Source organism: Nocardiopsis sp. NPDC055879, from assembly GCF_053615935.1.
The window spans coordinates 518,428-532,699 of sequence record NZ_JBSHCT010000001.1; the positions used below are offsets into that span (position 1 = coordinate 518,428).

Sequence of the window (14,272 nt, forward strand, 5' to 3'; positions counted from 1 at the left end):
ATCAGGCCTTGCGGAAGGTGAAGGTCACGCCGAACTCCTCCGAAGAGGTGGAGTGCGGCACGTCCTCGCCCACGCCGGCCACGAAGGCGTCGGCCAGCACCTCGCCGGCGATCGCCCGCCCGTGCTCGGACAGGGTCTGACGGACCGTCTCGTCCTCGGTGGTCCACCACACGTGGATCCGGTCGGACACGGCCAGCCCACCGCCCTTGCGAGCCTCCTGCAGCATCCGGACCATCTCCCGGGCCAGACCGGCGCGACGCAGCTCGGGCGTCAACTCCAGGTCCAGGGCCACGGTCTCACCGGCTTCGGTCGCCACCGCCCAGCCCTCGCGGGGCTGCTCGGTCACCAAGACCTCGTCGGCGCTCACGTCGACCGACTCGTCCTCGACCGTCACCTGGGCCCAGCCGCTGGAACGCACCTGCTCGACCAGCACCGCCGGGTCGGCCGCCTGGATGGCCTTGGCGACCAGCGGGGTGCGCTTGGCGAACCGCTTGCCCAAGGCCCGGAAGTTCGGCTTGACCACGTAGTCGACCAGGTCGCCGCCGACCGAGGACAGCGAGTCCAGACCGACCACGTTGAGCTCGTCGGAGATCTGGTCGCGCAGCTGCTCCGGCAGGTCCGCGAAGCCCGAGGCGCCCACCAGGGCGCGGGGCAGCGGCTGACGGGTGCGCACAGCCGAGTCCACCCGGGCCGAACGCCCCAGCTCCACCAGACGGCGGACCAGCGCCATCCGACGGGACAGCTCCGGGTCGATCAGGTCGGCGTTCACCTCGGGCCAGGAGGCCAGGTGCACCGAGTCGGCCGCGTCGGGCCGGCGCAGCGCCGTCCACACGTGGTCGGTCAGGAACGGCACGATCGGGGCCATCAACAGGGTGACGGTCTCCAACGCCTCGAACAACGTCGCGAACGCCGCCGCGCCCTCGGGGGTGTCGGCCCCGCCCCAGAACCGGCGGCGGGAACGGCGCACGTACCAGTTGGACACGTCGTCGACGAACGCGGTCAGGCGACGACCCGCGCCGGTGGTGTCGAAGTCGTTCATCGACAGAGTGACGTCGCGGACGACCTCGTTGAGCTCCGACAGCAGCCACCGGTCCAGCAACGGACGGTCCTGCGGCGCGGGTGCCTCGGCCAACCGGGAGTGGTCCCAGCCGGTACCGGTGTTGGCGTACAGGGTGAAGAACGACGTGGTGCTGTAGTAGGTCAGCAGCACCTTGCGGACGATCTCCTCCAGGGCGCTGTGGCCCACCCGGCGGGCGTTCCACGGCGAACCACTGGCCAGCATGAACCAGCGCAGCGCGTCGGCGCCGTGCCGGTCCATCACCGGGATGGGCTCCATGACGTTGCCCAGGTGCTTGCTCATCTTGCGGCCGTCCTCGGCGAGGATGTGGCCGAGCACGACCACGTTCTCGAACGAGTTGCGGCCGAACACCAGGGTGCTGACCGCCAGCAGCGAGTAGAACCAGCCGCGGGTCTGGTCGATGGCCTCGGAGATGTACTGGGCCGGGAAGTTGGCCTCGAAGGTCTCCTTGTTCTGGTGCGGGGCGCCCCACTGGGCGAACGGCATGGAACCGGAGTCGAACCAGGCGTCGATGACCTCGGGGACGCGGCGGGCGACCCGCTGGTCCTCGGGCAGGGACGGGTCGGCGTCGGGGTCGGGGATGACGACGTCGTCGACGTAGGGGCGGTGCGGGTCCAGGTTGGACAGGTCCTGGCCGCTGAGCTCGCTCAGCTCCTCCAGGGAGCCCACACAGATCTGGCGGCCGTCGGGGAACTCCCAGATCGGCAGCGGAGTGCCCCAGTAGCGGTTCCGGGACAGCGCCCAGTCGACGTTGCCGCGCAGCCACTCGCCGAAGCGACCCTCCTTGACGTTCTCCGGCACCCAGTTGGTCACGTCGTTCTGCGCGAGCAGTTCGTCCTTGACGCGGGTGGTGCGGATGTACCAGGAGGGGACGGCGTAGTAGAGGAGCGCGGTGTGGCAGCGCCAGCAGTGCGGGTAGGAGTGCTCGTAGTCCTTGTGGCGGAAGAGCAGCCCGCGGTCCTTGAGGTCGGCTACCAGGGTCTTGTCGGCCTCCTTGAAGAAGGCGCCGCCCACCAGTGGAAGTTCCGCCTCGAAGGTGCCGTCGGGGCGCACCGGGTTGACCACGGGCAGGTCGTAGGCGCGGCACACCACCATGTCGTCGGCACCGAAGGCGGGCGACTGGTGGACCAGACCGGTACCGTCCTCGACGGTGACGTAGTCGGCGAGCACCACGAAGTGCGCGGGCTCCTCGAACGGAACGAGTTCGAAGGGACGCTGGTAGGTCCAGCGCTCCATCTCGTCGCCCTCGAAGCTCTCACCGGTGAGTTCCCAGCCCTCGCCGAGGACCTTCTCGAACAGCGGTTCGGCGACCACGAGCCGCTCGTCGCCGTTGGTGGCCACCACGTACTTCACCTCGGGGTGCACGGCCACCGCGGTGTTGGACACCAGGGTCCAAGGGGTGGTCGTCCACACCAGCATCGAGGTGGGGTGTTCGGGTGAGGCGAGCGGGCCGGAGGTGACCGGGAAGCGCACGAACACCGACGGGTCGGTGACGGTCTCGTATCCCTGGGCGAGCTCGTGGTCGGACAGCGTCGTACCGCAGCGCGGGCAGTAGGGGCTGATCCGGTAGTCGCGGACCAGCAGGCCCTTGTCCCAGATCTGCTTGAGCGCCCACCACACGGACTCCACGTACTGCGGGTCCATGGTGCGGTAGGCGTCGTCCATGTTCACCCAGTAGCCCATGCGCTCGGTCATGGCGGTGAACGCGTCGACGTTGCGCAGGACGGACTCGCGGCAGCGGTCGTTGAACTCGGCGATGCCGAACTCTTCGATGTCCTTCTTGCCGCTCAGGCCCAGTTCCTTCTCCACGGCGACCTCGACGGGCAGGCCGTGGCAGTCCCAGCCGGCCTTGCGGTCGACGTGGTAGCCGCGCATGGTGCGAAAGCGCGGGAAGACGTCCTTGAAGGCGCGCGCCTCGACGTGGTGGACGCCGGGCTGGCCGTTGGCGGTGGGAGGGCCTTCGTAGAAGACCCAGTTCTCCTTGCCGCGGGTCTGGTCCAGGGAGCGCTGGAAGACGTTCTCCTTCGACCAGCGGCCGAGGATCTCGCGCTCCGTCGTGGGCAGGTCGATCTGAGCGGGCAGCTGTGGCAGCGCGCGGGATTCGGGCCGGGGGTCGTCGGTCACCGTCGTACCTTTCTCCATCAGGGATGTTCCTGACGGAGGGACGAGGCTTGTCGCGCCCCGCGGTACCACCCTCCTTGGAACCGTGACCGTGACCGCGTGGCGGTTCGGTGACGGGTCCCACTTCATTGGGTTCGCGCCGGTTCTACTGGGGCGTGCTCCACCGCTCGTCCAAGGGATGGGTCGCCCGTTCTTCCGGCCGCTCCGGGGTGATCTTCGCGCTGGTCGTACCCCCGGGCTCGCACCGTCCCCGGGTCGCTCGGACCGGCACACCGCCTCTAGGCTGTGCCTGTCCGGTCGGGGCCAACGCTACTCGTCCCCATCGACACGGAACTCAGGATAACGCAGTACGGCAAGGCGTACCGCTGATTATGTGGGAGGGCGCGGCCATGGCCGAGCGCACACGGGGCGCGGTGCTGGTGACCCTGACGGATCGTGAGGATGCCGAGGAGCTGGCCGAGCAGCTTCTGGAGCAGGGATACGAGCCCTGCCGGGTGCACCGGGACATGCTCGCGGGCGAGGACGACGCCGAGGACGTGGACTGGGTGATCGAGGTGCTCGTCGGACCGCACGGGGGCCCGGCGGTCTTCGACGAACCGCACCTGGCGCTGCTCGCCGAGGACTACGGCGGGTTCGCCACCGTCGAGTGAACCGCCTTGCCGCGCGCGGGGGTCTCCGTGCCCGAGGAGGGGTTGCCGGGCGGCACGATCATGTGTCCGGTCTCGCTCTACCGGCGTTCGATCGGACGCCTGCCGGGGTAGGCGAGCGGTATGCGTTTCACGGCCCGGTTCGTTGTCATGTGTCCGTTGAGCTCCTAGGCTTCGGCGCACCACTCACGGCACCGCGCAAGGGACGACTTCGCAGTTCCGACGGGGGCGCGGGGCAGGTCGTGGGTCGCGCGAAGGGGGAGTGCGATGAACACCACCGAAGCGGCGAGACCGCCGGTCCGCCCGGGTGAGGACCCCTGGACCCCGCGGGAGCTCGCCGAGGTCAGGGAGCGGTTGGAGACCGAGGTCGAGTCCCAACGTGAGAAGGTCCAGGAGACCGAGGAAGAAGTGGCCGAGCGGCTCCAGGACCCCGTCGAGGGGGCCGGGGACGATCCCGCCGACACCGGTGCGAAGGCCTTCCAACGCGAACACGACCTGGCATTGGCCTACAATACTCGTGACCTGCTCGCCGAGGGCGAACGGGCGATCGAACGGATGGACGCGGGAACCTACGGGGTCTGTGAGTCATGCGGTCAGGCCATCGGGAAGGCACGCCTTCAGGTCTTCCCCAGGGCGACCCTGTGCGTCACCTGCAAACAGCGCGAGGAGCGTCGCTGACTGAGGTAGAGCCCCCTGGGGACAGCAACATGACCACGACCGACGACAACACGAAGGCCCGTCCACGCAGGTATCCACTCCTGCTACTGGTCGCGCTCGTAGCGATCGCCGTCGACCTCGCCACCAAGGAATGGGCGCTCGCGACCTTCCGGCCCGGCGAGAACGTCGACGTGATCGGCAGCTTCCTGCAATTCACCCTGGTGTTCAACACCGGTGCCGCCTTCTCCCTGGGCACCGGATACACCTGGGTGTTCACCATCATCGCCAGTGTCGTCGTCCTCGGCATCGGCTACATCGGATGGCGTGTGCGCAGCCTGTGGTGGGGTGTCACGCTCGGCCTGATGATGGGCGGCGCCGCGGGCAACCTCGTCGACCGGTTCTTCCGTGACCCGGCGCCCCTGCACGGGGCCGTCATCGACTTCATCCGGCTGCCGAACTGGCCGGTGTTCAACATCGCCGACTCCTGTGTGGTGGTCGGGGCCTGCCTGGTGGTCGCGCTGACCTTCAAGGGCCTGAACCTGGACGGGACGATGGTCGCCGACGAAGACAAGGCCGAGGCGAAGACGGAGAACCCGGACGCCGACGGTGAGGAGAAGAAGGGCGAATGAGCGACATCAGGAGTCTGCCGGTCCCCGACGGCCTGGAGGGTGACCGACTCGACTCCGCCATCGCGCGGATGTTCGGTCTGTCCCGTACCCGGGCGGCCGAGTTGATCGGTGACGGTGGTGTCCTGCTGGACGGCGCCGAGGCCGGCAAGTCCGATCGCGTCCAGGCCGGGGCCTGGCTGGAGGTCACCCTTCCGCCACCGCCCACCGCCCCGGTACCGCGCGCCGACCCCGTCCCCGGCATGAACATCGTGCACGAGGACACCGACATCATCGTGGTGGACAAGCCGGTCGGCGTGGTCGCCCACCCCACGGTCGGCTGGACCGGACCCAGCGTCCTGGAGGGTCTGCTGGCCTCCGGCGTGCGGTTGGCCACCAGCGGCGCGGCCGAACGCCAGGGCATCGTGCACCGGCTGGACGCCAACACGACCGGGCTGATGGTGGTCGCCAAGAGCGAGACCGCCTACAGCGTGCTCAAGCGGGCGTTCAAGGAACGCACCGTCGACAAGCGCTACCACACGCTGGTCCAGGGACACCCGGACCCGCTGCGCGGCACCGTCGACGCCCCGATCGACCGGCACCCCGCCGGGGACGGTCGCTGGGCCGTGGTCGCGGGCGGACGTCCCTCGGTGACCCACTACGACACCCAGGAGGCCTTCCGGGCCGCCAGCCTGTTGGAGATCAAGCTGGAGACCGGGCGCACCCATCAGATCCGGGTGCACATGTCCGCGCTGCGTCATCCCTGTGTCGGTGACATGCTCTACGGCGCCGACCCGACCCTGGCCGAGAGGCTGGGAGTGCGCCGCCAGTGGCTGCACGCGGTCCGACTGGGGTTCGACCACCCCACCGAGCACCGCCCGGTGGAGTTCTCCAGCCCCTACCCGGACGACCTGTCCGCCGCGGTCGAAAGGCTCCGCGAGGACTAGGCGGTGTTTTGGAGTCTCTGCCGGCGCTTCGGTGTGTTCGGGTGCCTGGAGGTCAGGAACCTTCGGTGCCGACGGTGGTCTTGGCCGGGGCACGCCCGACGCCCCCGCGAGGGCGTCGCACCCGCACCACCCCTTGGCACAGCGCGGCGCCCACGATGATCACCAGCGCGCCCAACGGCTGGTTCCAGGTCAGGGTCTCGCCCAAGAGCACCACCCCGGCGGTCACCGCCACCACCGGCACCGCGTAGGTGACGGTGGTGGCCACGGTCGCTCCGGCACCGCGGACGATCCCGTACTGGAGTACGTAGGCGAAGCCGGTACCGAGTGCGCCCAAAGTGGCCACGGCCAGCGCCGCCTGCCAGGTCAGGTCGGTGGGAACGCCGCCGGCCCACGGTAGGAGCAACAGCAGGGGAAGCGAACCCAACAGGAGTTGCAGGGCGCTCAGCTCCAAGGCGCCGTGCGAGGTCCCGGCGACGAAGCGGCGCAGGTAGGGGGTGCCGATCCCGTAACAGGCGGTGGCGCCCACGACCAGGAGCATGCCGAGCATCCCGTCGCGATCGTCCACGTTCACCGTGGTCAGGGAGTTCCACACACCGAAGACGATGAGCACGCCGAGGAACCCGATGGCGAGCCCCCACAAGCGTTGGCGATCGGGTCGTTCGTCGGACAGCAACAGCATCGAGAACACCACCCCGAACAATGGGGTGGAGGCGTTGACGATCCCCATGAGCGCGGATGGGATGAGCTGCGCGGCGAACCCGAACAGGGTGAAGGGGACCGTGTTGAGCAGTAGGGCCGCCACGAACAGGTGGCCCCACAGACGAGGGGAGGTGGGAAGGCGCCCCCCGCGCAGGAGAAGGACCGCCACCAGCGGCAACGCCCCCATGAGCATGCGCCCCAGGGACAACTGTACGGGGGTGAGGACCTCCGCGCCGATCCTGATCAGGACGAAGCTCATCCCCCAGACCAGGGTGAGCAGCACGAACTTCGCACGCCACCCGGACAGGGGTCGCGGTACGGAGGAGACCGTGGCGGAGGGAGCCGGGGAGGTGTTCATGGAACGGTTCTATCCCGACAGCTGCGTTAGGTCTACTTCATTCTTCTAAATCGATGAGTTAGTGTTCCTTACATGCTCAGCGTCGACCGGCTCCGCGTCCTCCACGCCATCGCCGTGCACGGATCCCTCAGTGCCGCCTCCAAGGCCCTCCACGTCACCAACTCCGCGGTCTCACAACAACTCACCAAGCTGGAACGCGAGGTGGGGCAGTCCCTGGTGGAACGCAACGGCCGTGGCGTACGACTGACCGACGCCGCCGAACTCCTCGTCGACCACACCTCGCGCATCCTGTCCCTGGTCCAACGGGCCGAGGCCGACCTGGAAGCCCACCGCGACGACGTCACCGGACATCTGCGCCTGTCCGCCACGCCCACCGCGGTCCGTGGACTGCTGCCCAGGGCACTCCCGGCCCTGCGCGACGCCCACCCCGGGTTGCGCGTGGAGCTGTACGAGGAGGAACCCCACGAGAGCGTGCCCACCATGGTCCGCGGCGAGGCGGACCTGGCCATGGTCGTGGACTGGGTCGGCCGCCCCCTGCCACTGCCCGAGGGGATGACCCGCGCCCCGTTGATGGAGGACGTCGGCGACATCGCCCTGCCCGCCGACCACCCCCTTGCCCACCGTGAACTGCTCGAACTCGACGAGATCCTCGACCTGCCCTGGATCAGCTGGGGTCGTGGTTCCATCTGTGACGACTGGCTGCACGGGATCATCCGCCGACGCGACGGCGTACCGAACGTCGTGCACAAAGTCGAGGAACACCAGACCAAACTGGCCCTCATCGCCGCCGGGATCGGGGCCGCGGTCATGCCCCGTCTCGGTCGAGGGCCCCTGCCCGAAGGGGTGCGGGTCGTACCCGTACAGCCGGCCCTGGTGCGCCAGGTCTACGTCTTCTGGCGCACCGACGCCTCCCGGCGCCCGGCCATCCGCGCCGTCGTCCGAGCCCTGCGCGAAGCCGCCGCCCACCTCACCGAACAACGTCCCACCCCGGTCTCGGGGTCGATGGGTTCGGCGCAGGGGTGAGGGAGGTCGATCGGGCGGCGGACCGGGGCGAACGGACCGCCGCCACAAGAACGAGTGTCACCGGGAAACGAGTGTCACCGAGAAAGGGGTCCGCGGGTCGCACCCGCCGGTGCCATCAGCGCACGTCCGATCACTCCGGCCCGAGCAGGTCCGACATGGTGGTGGTCGGGCTGATCACTTCGGGGTCGGTACGCACGTCCACCAGGGTCGGCAGGTCGGCGGTGACCGCCTCGGTCAGGGCCTTCTCCAGCTCCTCCCGGGTGTGCACGGTGGCGCCCCGCGCTCCCAGGGCGCGGGCGTAACCGGCCAGGTCCAGCGGGCCGCTGATCTCCGTCCCGGCCAATCGGCCCAGCTCACGCGCCTGGTGCATCGCGATCGTGCCGTACAGCCCGTTCTGGAACACCACCACGGTCACGGCGGCGCGCATGCGCACCGCGGTCTCCAGTTCCTGACCGGTCATCAGCGCCCCACCGTCACCGGCCACGGCCACCACCGTGCGTTCGGGATCGGCGATTTTGGCCGCCACCGCCGCGGGGACGGCGTACCCCATGGCACCACTGGTGGGGGCGAGCTGGGTCCGTGGGTGACGGAACCACCAGCCGCGGTGCAGGAAGGACGCGAAGTTGCCCGCGTCGTTGGTGAGGAGGGTGTCCTCGGGCAGGGTCTGGCGCATCCCGGCCACCACCGACCACGGGTGCATGCGCTCATCCTGGTGCTCGGCGACCTCCCTGGGCGGGGTCGAGCTCTCCACCCACAACCGTCGGGCGGCGCTCCAGTCCCGGTAGGGTGTCTGTCCCGGTGCTCGGGCCAGGTCGGACAGCGCCTTGCCCGCGTCGGCCACCGCACCCAGCCACACGGGACAGGTCGCGCCCACCTGTTCGGGTTCGACGTCGATCTGCGCCACCCGGGTCCGCCCGTCCGACTCCGGTAGCAGGTATCCCTGCGTGGTGGTCTCGCTCATCCGACAGCCCACCACCAGTACCGCGTCGGCGTCGGCGAGCGCGCCCAGGATCGCGCTGGGCGCCCCCAATCCCAGGTGGCCCAGGTACAGGGGATGGTCGTTGGGGAACACGTCCTGACGCCGCCAGGACGCGTACACCCCGGCGCTGTAGCGCTCGGCCACCCGCACCAGGTCCTCGCGTGCGTCGCGCGCGCCACCACCGGCGATGATCACCGGCCGCACCGCCCGGGTCAGCCAGGACGCCAATCGGTCCCGGTCGGCCGTGTCCAGCGCCGGTCGGGGCGCGGTGAACGGTTCCGGTACCGGGCGCTCTCCCAACCGTTGTCCGAACAGGTCGCCCGGCACCGCGATCGCGACCGGGCCCGGCCGACCGGTGGTGGCGATCCGGATCGCCCGCGCGGTGACCTCCGGCAACCGGTCGGCCCGGTGCACGGTGGTGGACCACTTGGTGATCGGCGCGTAGAAGGCGGTCAGGTCCACCTCCTGGAAGGCCTCCCGACCCAGCCGTTCGGTCTCGGCCTGCCCCAGGAACACGATCATCGGGGTGGAGTCCTGCATCGCGGTGTGCACACCCACCGCCAGGTTGGCCGCGCCCGGGCCGCGGGTGGCGGCGGCGACCGCCGGAACCCCGGTGAGCTTGGCGTCGGCCTCGGCCATGAAGGCGGCTCCGCCCTCGTGCCGGGTGGAGACCAGCGTCATCTCGGGGTGGTGGTCGATGGCGTCGGCGAGTTCGAGGAAGCTCTCACCCGGAACGGTGTAGCAGCGTCTGATCCCGGCCGTGGCCAGGACCTGCACGGCCGCGTGCGCGGCGGTGTCGTCGGGGGGTAGGGGCCGTTGTGCGGCAGGGGCCATGGAGGCGGGTCCTTCCATCGTCGCAAGGTCCTCTCAAGGCGCGCCCGGAACCAGGGTGTGTCCCGAGAGCATGCGGCCGACTCTCGCAGGCGGCCCAGGGTCGGTCAAGGGTGGGCTTCGCGGCCTGTGGACAACTCCCCACAAGCCCCCTCGAATCCGTTGACCGGCCCGACGCTCACAACCCCAGGGCCCGCAGGGCGGCCGTGGTGGCGGCCGCGGCGATCACCACGACCAGGAAGGGCGCTCGGAGGACCAGAGCCAGCACCGCCGCTCCCACCCCCGCCATGCGGGCGGTGTCCCAGGCCAGGGCCTGGCCCTCCCCGCGCAGCGCCTCCACCGCGATGAGCGCGGCCAACAGCGCCACCGGAACGGCGATCGCGAACCGTCGCAGCCAGGGGTTGTCCAGGAGTCGTCGGGGCGCGGCCATGCCCGCGTACTTGAGCAGGTAGCAGCCCGCGGCAGTGGCGATCAACGCGATCCACAGGGTCATGACCCCACCTCCTCGTTCCGGCCCGACACGGGGCTGTTCCCATCGACCGGACCGGGAACCCGCGGCTCCGGACCGAACAGTGCGATCAGTCCGGCGGAGGCGGCCAACAGCACCGGTACCCCGGGCGGCAGGATCGGGGTGGTGGCCAGCGCCACGCCCGCGCCCAACAGGGCGATCAGTCGGGTGCGTCCACCCTCGTCACGCAAACGGGGCCACAACAGCCCCAGGAAGATCGCCGGACCCACCGCGTCCAGACCGAACGCGTCGATGTCGCTCACCCGCTCGGTGGCCAGCGCGCCCAACAGGGTGAAGGCGACCCAGAACGACCCCAGCACCGCGTAGGTCGTCACGAAGGCGAGCCGGGCCGACTCCCGGTCCGGTTGGGCGAGGGCCATCGCGGTGGTCTCGTCGATCACCCCGTGGGCGGCCAGCGCCCGCTTGGCGCCCCGCCACCCCAGTACTTCGGTCAACCGCAACCCGTACAGGGTGTTACGGGCGCCCAGAAGCAGCGCGCCGAGCGCGCCCGCGACCAGGCTCCCACCGCCGGAGATCACCCCCACCAGGGCGAACTGGGAGGCGCCGGTGAACATGAACAGGCTGAGGAACACGGACTGGGCGGGGGACAACCCCGCGGCCACCGCGGCCGTACCGAAGGCCAGGCCGGCGGCGCCCACGGCGACACCGATGCCCAGGCCGTCCCGGAGGGCCGGGGAGCGCAGTTGCGACAGGATACTCACACTCGCCCACGTTAGGCGGCTTCGTGTCACCGGTCTTGAACGTTCTTGCGTCTCGTGATGAGGTCCATCACTCGCCCCGCGGTGGCCGGTCACCCAGGTCGCGCCGGTAGGCGCCGGGCGGCACCCCCAGATGGCGGCGGAAGTGTCGGGTCAGGTGGGGCTGGTCGGCGAAGCCCACCTCCGTGGCGACCTCCCCGACCCGCCTTCCCTCAAGGAGCAGGGCTCGGGCCCGGTCCACCCGCAGTTGGTTCAGGTACGCGTGCGGCGGCAGCCCGTAGCGGGTGCGGAAGGCCCGGTTGAGGGCGAAGGGGCCCAGCCCCACGTGGGCGGCCAATTCCTCCAGGGTCGGAGGGGTGGTCAGGTCCCGCGCCAGAACGTCGCGGGCCAGGGTCACCTCGGGGCGCGCGGTCCGTTCCGCGGCGTCCGGGACCCGTTCACGGCCGTGCGAACGCAGCAGCATCGCCAGCCCCCGCCTGGTCAGGGCGGAGGAGGTCAGCCGATCCCCGCGTTCGGCGGCCATGTGGGCGGCGACCAGGACGTGGGACACCTCCGGGGCGTCGATCCCCGATTCGCGGAAGCCGGGTGTGCCCCGCATTCCCAGCTCACGGCCGATCTCCTCGACCACCTCGGGGGCGGGGTAGAACACCCGATATCCCCACCCCTCGGGGACGCCGGCGTGTCCGGTGTGCACCTCGCCGGGGGCGACCACGGCCAACCCGCCCGGGCCGACCCGGGCGCGACCGCGCGGGTGGGTGTACTCCTCGATCCCGCCGGTGATCATCCCGATCGTGTAGGTGGGATGGGTGTGCCGGGTGAAGGACGTGGTGACGAACCGGGCGGTCAGGAGTTCGGTTCCGGGCAGGCCCGAAAAGCGCCAGTACCGTGCTCGTTCCACGCGCGGATCCTCGACGGTGGGATGGACCTCGCTCGGCATGCCCATACCCCCAGGTTATTAGGGCGTGGGCACCGGACACCGGCGGGGGAGGGCTCCGTTAGTCTGCGCTCATGGAAAAACCACGGATTCTCCGAGTGCGCGGGGAACGGGATCGCGCGGCCGTCTTCGTCATCCGGGGCGCGGTGTTCGTCGCCGAACAGCGGGTGCCCATCGCCGAGGAATGGGACGAGCGCGACACCACCGCCGAGTTCCTCCTGGCCAAGGAGGGCGACGTACCGGTGGGCACCGTCAGGTTGGTGGACCAGGGTGAGGGCGTGGGACTGCTGGGACGCATGGCGGTCCTGCCGGAGGGGCGCGGCAAGGGGATCGGTGCGGCCCTGGTGCGCGCGGTCGGGGACCTGGCGGTGGAGATGGGACTGAAGAGGGTCGAGTTGCACGCGCAGACCCACGCCCTCGGCTTCTACGAACGACTGGGCTATGTCGCCCACGGCCCGGAATTCCTCGACGCGGGGATCCCCCACCGGCACATGGAGCACGAGCTGTCCTGAACCCGCCGGCGGTGGTCCCCGTCTCCGCTGCGTGTGATGGGGAGCGCACCGCCGTACCAGGCTGTTCCGGAATACTGCCGAGTAGGATTCGGTTTTGACGTTGAGCAGGCCCCGCCCCCGGGCCGACGCCCACGAACCGAACATCGACGAGGAACACATGACGGTCAATACGCAGCCGGCCACCGAGACGTCCGACCCTCGGTCCTTCGGACTTCCCCTGGTCCAGGGGACCGAGATCCCCGCCGAACTGCGCTCCCTGGTCTCTCGTGTGCACGACCTCATCGACGCCGTCGCCAACACCGAGGTCGACACCGACACCCTCGCCGAGACCGCCGCCACCGTCGAAGGTCTCACCGAACGACTCAACGTCGCCCGTCGCGAGATCGGCACCATGGTCACCCGCGAGCTCGGCGATGGGACCACCGAGGTGGGCACCATCACCAACATCGTCGCCGGTGACACCAACCCGGCCGCGCCGCAGCTCGCCCTCATGCGCACCGAAGAGGGTCTGCGCGCCGAGATCACCCTCAACACGATCTACCAGGGCCCTCCCGGCCTGGTGCACGGCGGCTGGATCGCCGCCATGCTCGACCAAGCCGTCGGCAGCGTCTCCGCCGTCGAGACCAGCCCCGGCCTGACCGCGCACCTGGAGATCGACTACCGCAAGCCCACCCCGCTGTTCACCCCGCTGGAGATCACCTCGTGGGTGGACCGGGTCGAGGGCCGCAAGGTGTACGTCGCCGGACAGATCCGCGCCAACGGCCAGGTCACCGCGGAGGGCAGCGCGCTCATGATCCGCGTCGAGGTCCCCGAATAGAGTCGAGGCCCCGAAGAGACACGCTGCACCTCGGAGCGGGTATGATCGCCCCCATGACCCACCGCTATTTCGTGTTTAGCAAGCCGACGGACCCGTCGGCCGCTTCCACGTAGGCGGAACCAGGGGAACGTCGGCAACAGAGCACTCGGGCAACGCCCGGTGCTCTTTCGCTTTTCCGGGCGGCCGACGCCCCGATTCCCCCGTCCTCGGGGACATACGGCCGCACCGCGCACCCGTACACACCGAGGAAGGGACCCACCGTGCACGACCACCGCATCCCGCCGCAGAACGACGACCACATCGCCCGGCTACGCGGTCGGATCGACGTGTTGGACGCCGAACTCGCCGATCTCCTCGAACGCCGTGCCCTGGTCGCCGCCCAGGTGCAGCGGCTCAAGCCGGTCGGCTACTTCGCCGGACGGGACGCCGAACGCGAGCGCCTCCTGGTCGAGCGCATGGCCGAGCACGCACCCCGACTCGGCGCGGACCGTCTCGCCGCCATCATGGACAGTGTCATCAGCGCCGGACTCGACGCGGCCCAGCAGGAGGCGGCCCACTGAATAACGATGACGCTTCTTGGCCGCGCTTACCCGCAGCGCCGGGTTCGGCGCCGAGATGGGCGCTGCGATGTGCGCTGCGATGTGCGCCGAGATGAGGGCTGCGAGCAGGATCTACTGGTTCAGAGGGTTTAGATGGTTCAGATCCACCGGTTCAGTGTGGGGCGCCTGGGGTCGTGATCCTGCTGGTGGTTGGGCGGGGTGGGGGTGGGTTCTCCCTCCTTCCCCGCCGCGTGATTGTTGCCGCCCGCACCGCACGCGTCAAGGCGATGGTGTGTGC

Annotated in this window: 14 protein-coding genes; 8 read left to right on the forward strand and 6 right to left on the reverse strand. The window is 69.9% G+C overall.

The window, feature by feature from the left end; all coding sequences use genetic code 11:
- Window position 1: 1 nt before the first annotated feature.
- Window positions 2-3,202, reverse strand: coding sequence for an isoleucine--tRNA ligase (gene ileS / locus ACWGKS_RS02190; RefSeq protein WP_452521531.1), 3,201 nt, complete (start codon window positions 3,200-3,202; stop codon window positions 2-4).
- Between the two features lie 386 nt (window positions 3,203-3,588).
- Between ileS and ACWGKS_RS02195 the strand changes: the two genes are divergently transcribed.
- From ACWGKS_RS02195 to ACWGKS_RS02210, 4 genes are all read left to right on the forward strand, one after another.
- Complete coding sequence (locus ACWGKS_RS02195; protein ID WP_358507603.1) at window positions 3,589-3,849, forward strand: hypothetical protein; 261 nt, start codon at window positions 3,589-3,591, stop codon at window positions 3,847-3,849.
- A gap of 264 nt (window positions 3,850-4,113) precedes the next feature.
- Window positions 4,114-4,524: a TraR/DksA family transcriptional regulator gene (locus ACWGKS_RS02200; protein WP_358507607.1), complete on the forward strand. Its 411-nt coding sequence runs from the start codon at window positions 4,114-4,116 to the stop codon at window positions 4,522-4,524.
- Between the two features lie 29 nt (window positions 4,525-4,553).
- On the forward strand, window positions 4,554-5,132 hold the full coding sequence (gene lspA, locus ACWGKS_RS02205; protein WP_452455953.1) for a signal peptidase II: 579 nt from the start codon (window positions 4,554-4,556) through the stop codon (window positions 5,130-5,132).
- The gene (locus ACWGKS_RS02210; RefSeq protein ID WP_358507610.1) at window positions 5,129-6,055 is read left to right on the forward strand and encodes an RluA family pseudouridine synthase; all 927 of its coding nucleotides are present in this window, start codon (window positions 5,129-5,131) and stop codon (window positions 6,053-6,055) included. Before lspA ends, ACWGKS_RS02210 begins: the two co-directional genes overlap by 4 nt.
- A gap of 52 nt (window positions 6,056-6,107) precedes the next feature.
- Here the strand turns inward: ACWGKS_RS02210 and ACWGKS_RS02215 are convergent, their stop codons facing one another.
- A complete protein-coding gene (locus ACWGKS_RS02215; protein WP_452521513.1) occupies window positions 6,108-7,112 on the reverse strand; it encodes a DMT family transporter in 1,005 nt (334 codons plus the stop codon).
- A gap of 72 nt (window positions 7,113-7,184) precedes the next feature.
- Here ACWGKS_RS02215 and ACWGKS_RS02220 point away from each other — a divergent pair, with 72 nt between their 5' ends.
- The gene (locus tag ACWGKS_RS02220) at window positions 7,185-8,135 is read left to right on the forward strand and encodes a LysR family transcriptional regulator (protein ID WP_452455954.1); all 951 of its coding nucleotides are present in this window, start codon (window positions 7,185-7,187) and stop codon (window positions 8,133-8,135) included.
- Window positions 8,136-8,265: 130 nt separating this feature from the next.
- Here the strand turns inward: ACWGKS_RS02220 and ACWGKS_RS02225 are convergent, their stop codons facing one another.
- From ACWGKS_RS02225 to ACWGKS_RS02240, 4 genes are all read right to left on the reverse strand, one after another.
- The gene (locus ACWGKS_RS02225) at window positions 8,266-9,948 is read right to left on the reverse strand and encodes a thiamine pyrophosphate-dependent enzyme (protein WP_452521515.1); all 1,683 of its coding nucleotides are present in this window, start codon (window positions 9,946-9,948) and stop codon (window positions 8,266-8,268) included.
- A 175-nt stretch (window positions 9,949-10,123) separates the two neighbouring features.
- Window positions 10,124-10,438 carry an AzlD domain-containing protein gene (locus ACWGKS_RS02230; protein WP_358507617.1) on the reverse strand — a complete coding sequence of 105 codons (315 nt, stop codon included), beginning with the start codon at window positions 10,436-10,438 and terminating at the stop codon, window positions 10,124-10,126.
- Window positions 10,435-11,175, reverse strand: coding sequence for an AzlC family ABC transporter permease (locus tag ACWGKS_RS02235; RefSeq protein ID WP_452521517.1), 741 nt, complete (start codon window positions 11,173-11,175; stop codon window positions 10,435-10,437). The genes ACWGKS_RS02230 and ACWGKS_RS02235 overlap by 4 nt, the downstream gene beginning before the upstream one ends.
- Before the next feature lie 67 nt (window positions 11,176-11,242).
- Window positions 11,243-12,115: an AraC family transcriptional regulator gene (locus tag ACWGKS_RS02240; RefSeq protein ID WP_452455957.1), complete on the reverse strand. Its 873-nt coding sequence runs from the start codon at window positions 12,113-12,115 to the stop codon at window positions 11,243-11,245.
- Window positions 12,116-12,180: 65 nt separating this feature from the next.
- Here ACWGKS_RS02240 and ACWGKS_RS02245 point away from each other — a divergent pair, with 65 nt between their 5' ends.
- The 3 genes from ACWGKS_RS02245 to ACWGKS_RS02255 all read left to right on the forward strand — a co-directional run bounded on the left by ACWGKS_RS02245 (window position 12,181) and on the right by ACWGKS_RS02255 (window position 13,995).
- Window positions 12,181-12,618: a GNAT family N-acetyltransferase gene (locus ACWGKS_RS02245; RefSeq protein ID WP_358507621.1), complete on the forward strand. Its 438-nt coding sequence runs from the start codon at window positions 12,181-12,183 to the stop codon at window positions 12,616-12,618.
- Window positions 12,619-12,775: 157 nt separating this feature from the next.
- On the forward strand, window positions 12,776-13,435 hold the full coding sequence (locus ACWGKS_RS02250; protein WP_358507643.1) for a PaaI family thioesterase: 660 nt from the start codon (window positions 12,776-12,778) through the stop codon (window positions 13,433-13,435).
- Between the two features lie 260 nt (window positions 13,436-13,695).
- Window positions 13,696-13,995, forward strand: coding sequence for a chorismate mutase (locus ACWGKS_RS02255; protein ID WP_452521519.1), 300 nt, complete (start codon window positions 13,696-13,698; stop codon window positions 13,993-13,995).
- Window positions 13,996-14,272 lie beyond the last annotated feature (277 nt).

What these genes read in the sequence shown, in the direction of transcription:
- ACWGKS_RS02215 (WP_452521513.1), bottom strand. Translation starts at nt 7,112, where the DNA reads ATGAACACCTCCCCGGCTCCCTCCGCCACGGTCTCCTCCGTACCGCGA.
- ACWGKS_RS02210 (WP_358507610.1), top strand. Translation starts at nt 5,129, where the DNA reads ATGAGCGACATCAGGAGTCTGCCGGTCCCCGACGGCCTGGAGGGTGAC.
- ACWGKS_RS02250 (WP_358507643.1), top strand. Translation starts at nt 12,776, where the DNA reads ATGACGGTCAATACGCAGCCGGCCACCGAGACGTCCGACCCTCGGTCC.
- ACWGKS_RS02225 (WP_452521515.1), bottom strand. Translation starts at nt 9,948, where the DNA reads ATGGCCCCTGCCGCACAACGGCCCCTACCCCCCGACGACACCGCCGCG.
- ACWGKS_RS02195 (WP_358507603.1), top strand. Translation starts at nt 3,589, where the DNA reads ATGGCCGAGCGCACACGGGGCGCGGTGCTGGTGACCCTGACGGATCGT.
- lspA (WP_452455953.1), top strand. Translation starts at nt 4,554, where the DNA reads ATGACCACGACCGACGACAACACGAAGGCCCGTCCACGCAGGTATCCA.
- ACWGKS_RS02200 (WP_358507607.1), top strand. Translation starts at nt 4,114, where the DNA reads ATGAACACCACCGAAGCGGCGAGACCGCCGGTCCGCCCGGGTGAGGAC.
- ACWGKS_RS02230 (WP_358507617.1), bottom strand. Translation starts at nt 10,438, where the DNA reads ATGACCCTGTGGATCGCGTTGATCGCCACTGCCGCGGGCTGCTACCTG.
- ACWGKS_RS02240 (WP_452455957.1), bottom strand. Translation starts at nt 12,115, where the DNA reads ATGGGCATGCCGAGCGAGGTCCATCCCACCGTCGAGGATCCGCGCGTG.
- ACWGKS_RS02245 (WP_358507621.1), top strand. Translation starts at nt 12,181, where the DNA reads ATGGAAAAACCACGGATTCTCCGAGTGCGCGGGGAACGGGATCGCGCG.
- ACWGKS_RS02220 (WP_452455954.1), top strand. Translation starts at nt 7,185, where the DNA reads ATGCTCAGCGTCGACCGGCTCCGCGTCCTCCACGCCATCGCCGTGCAC.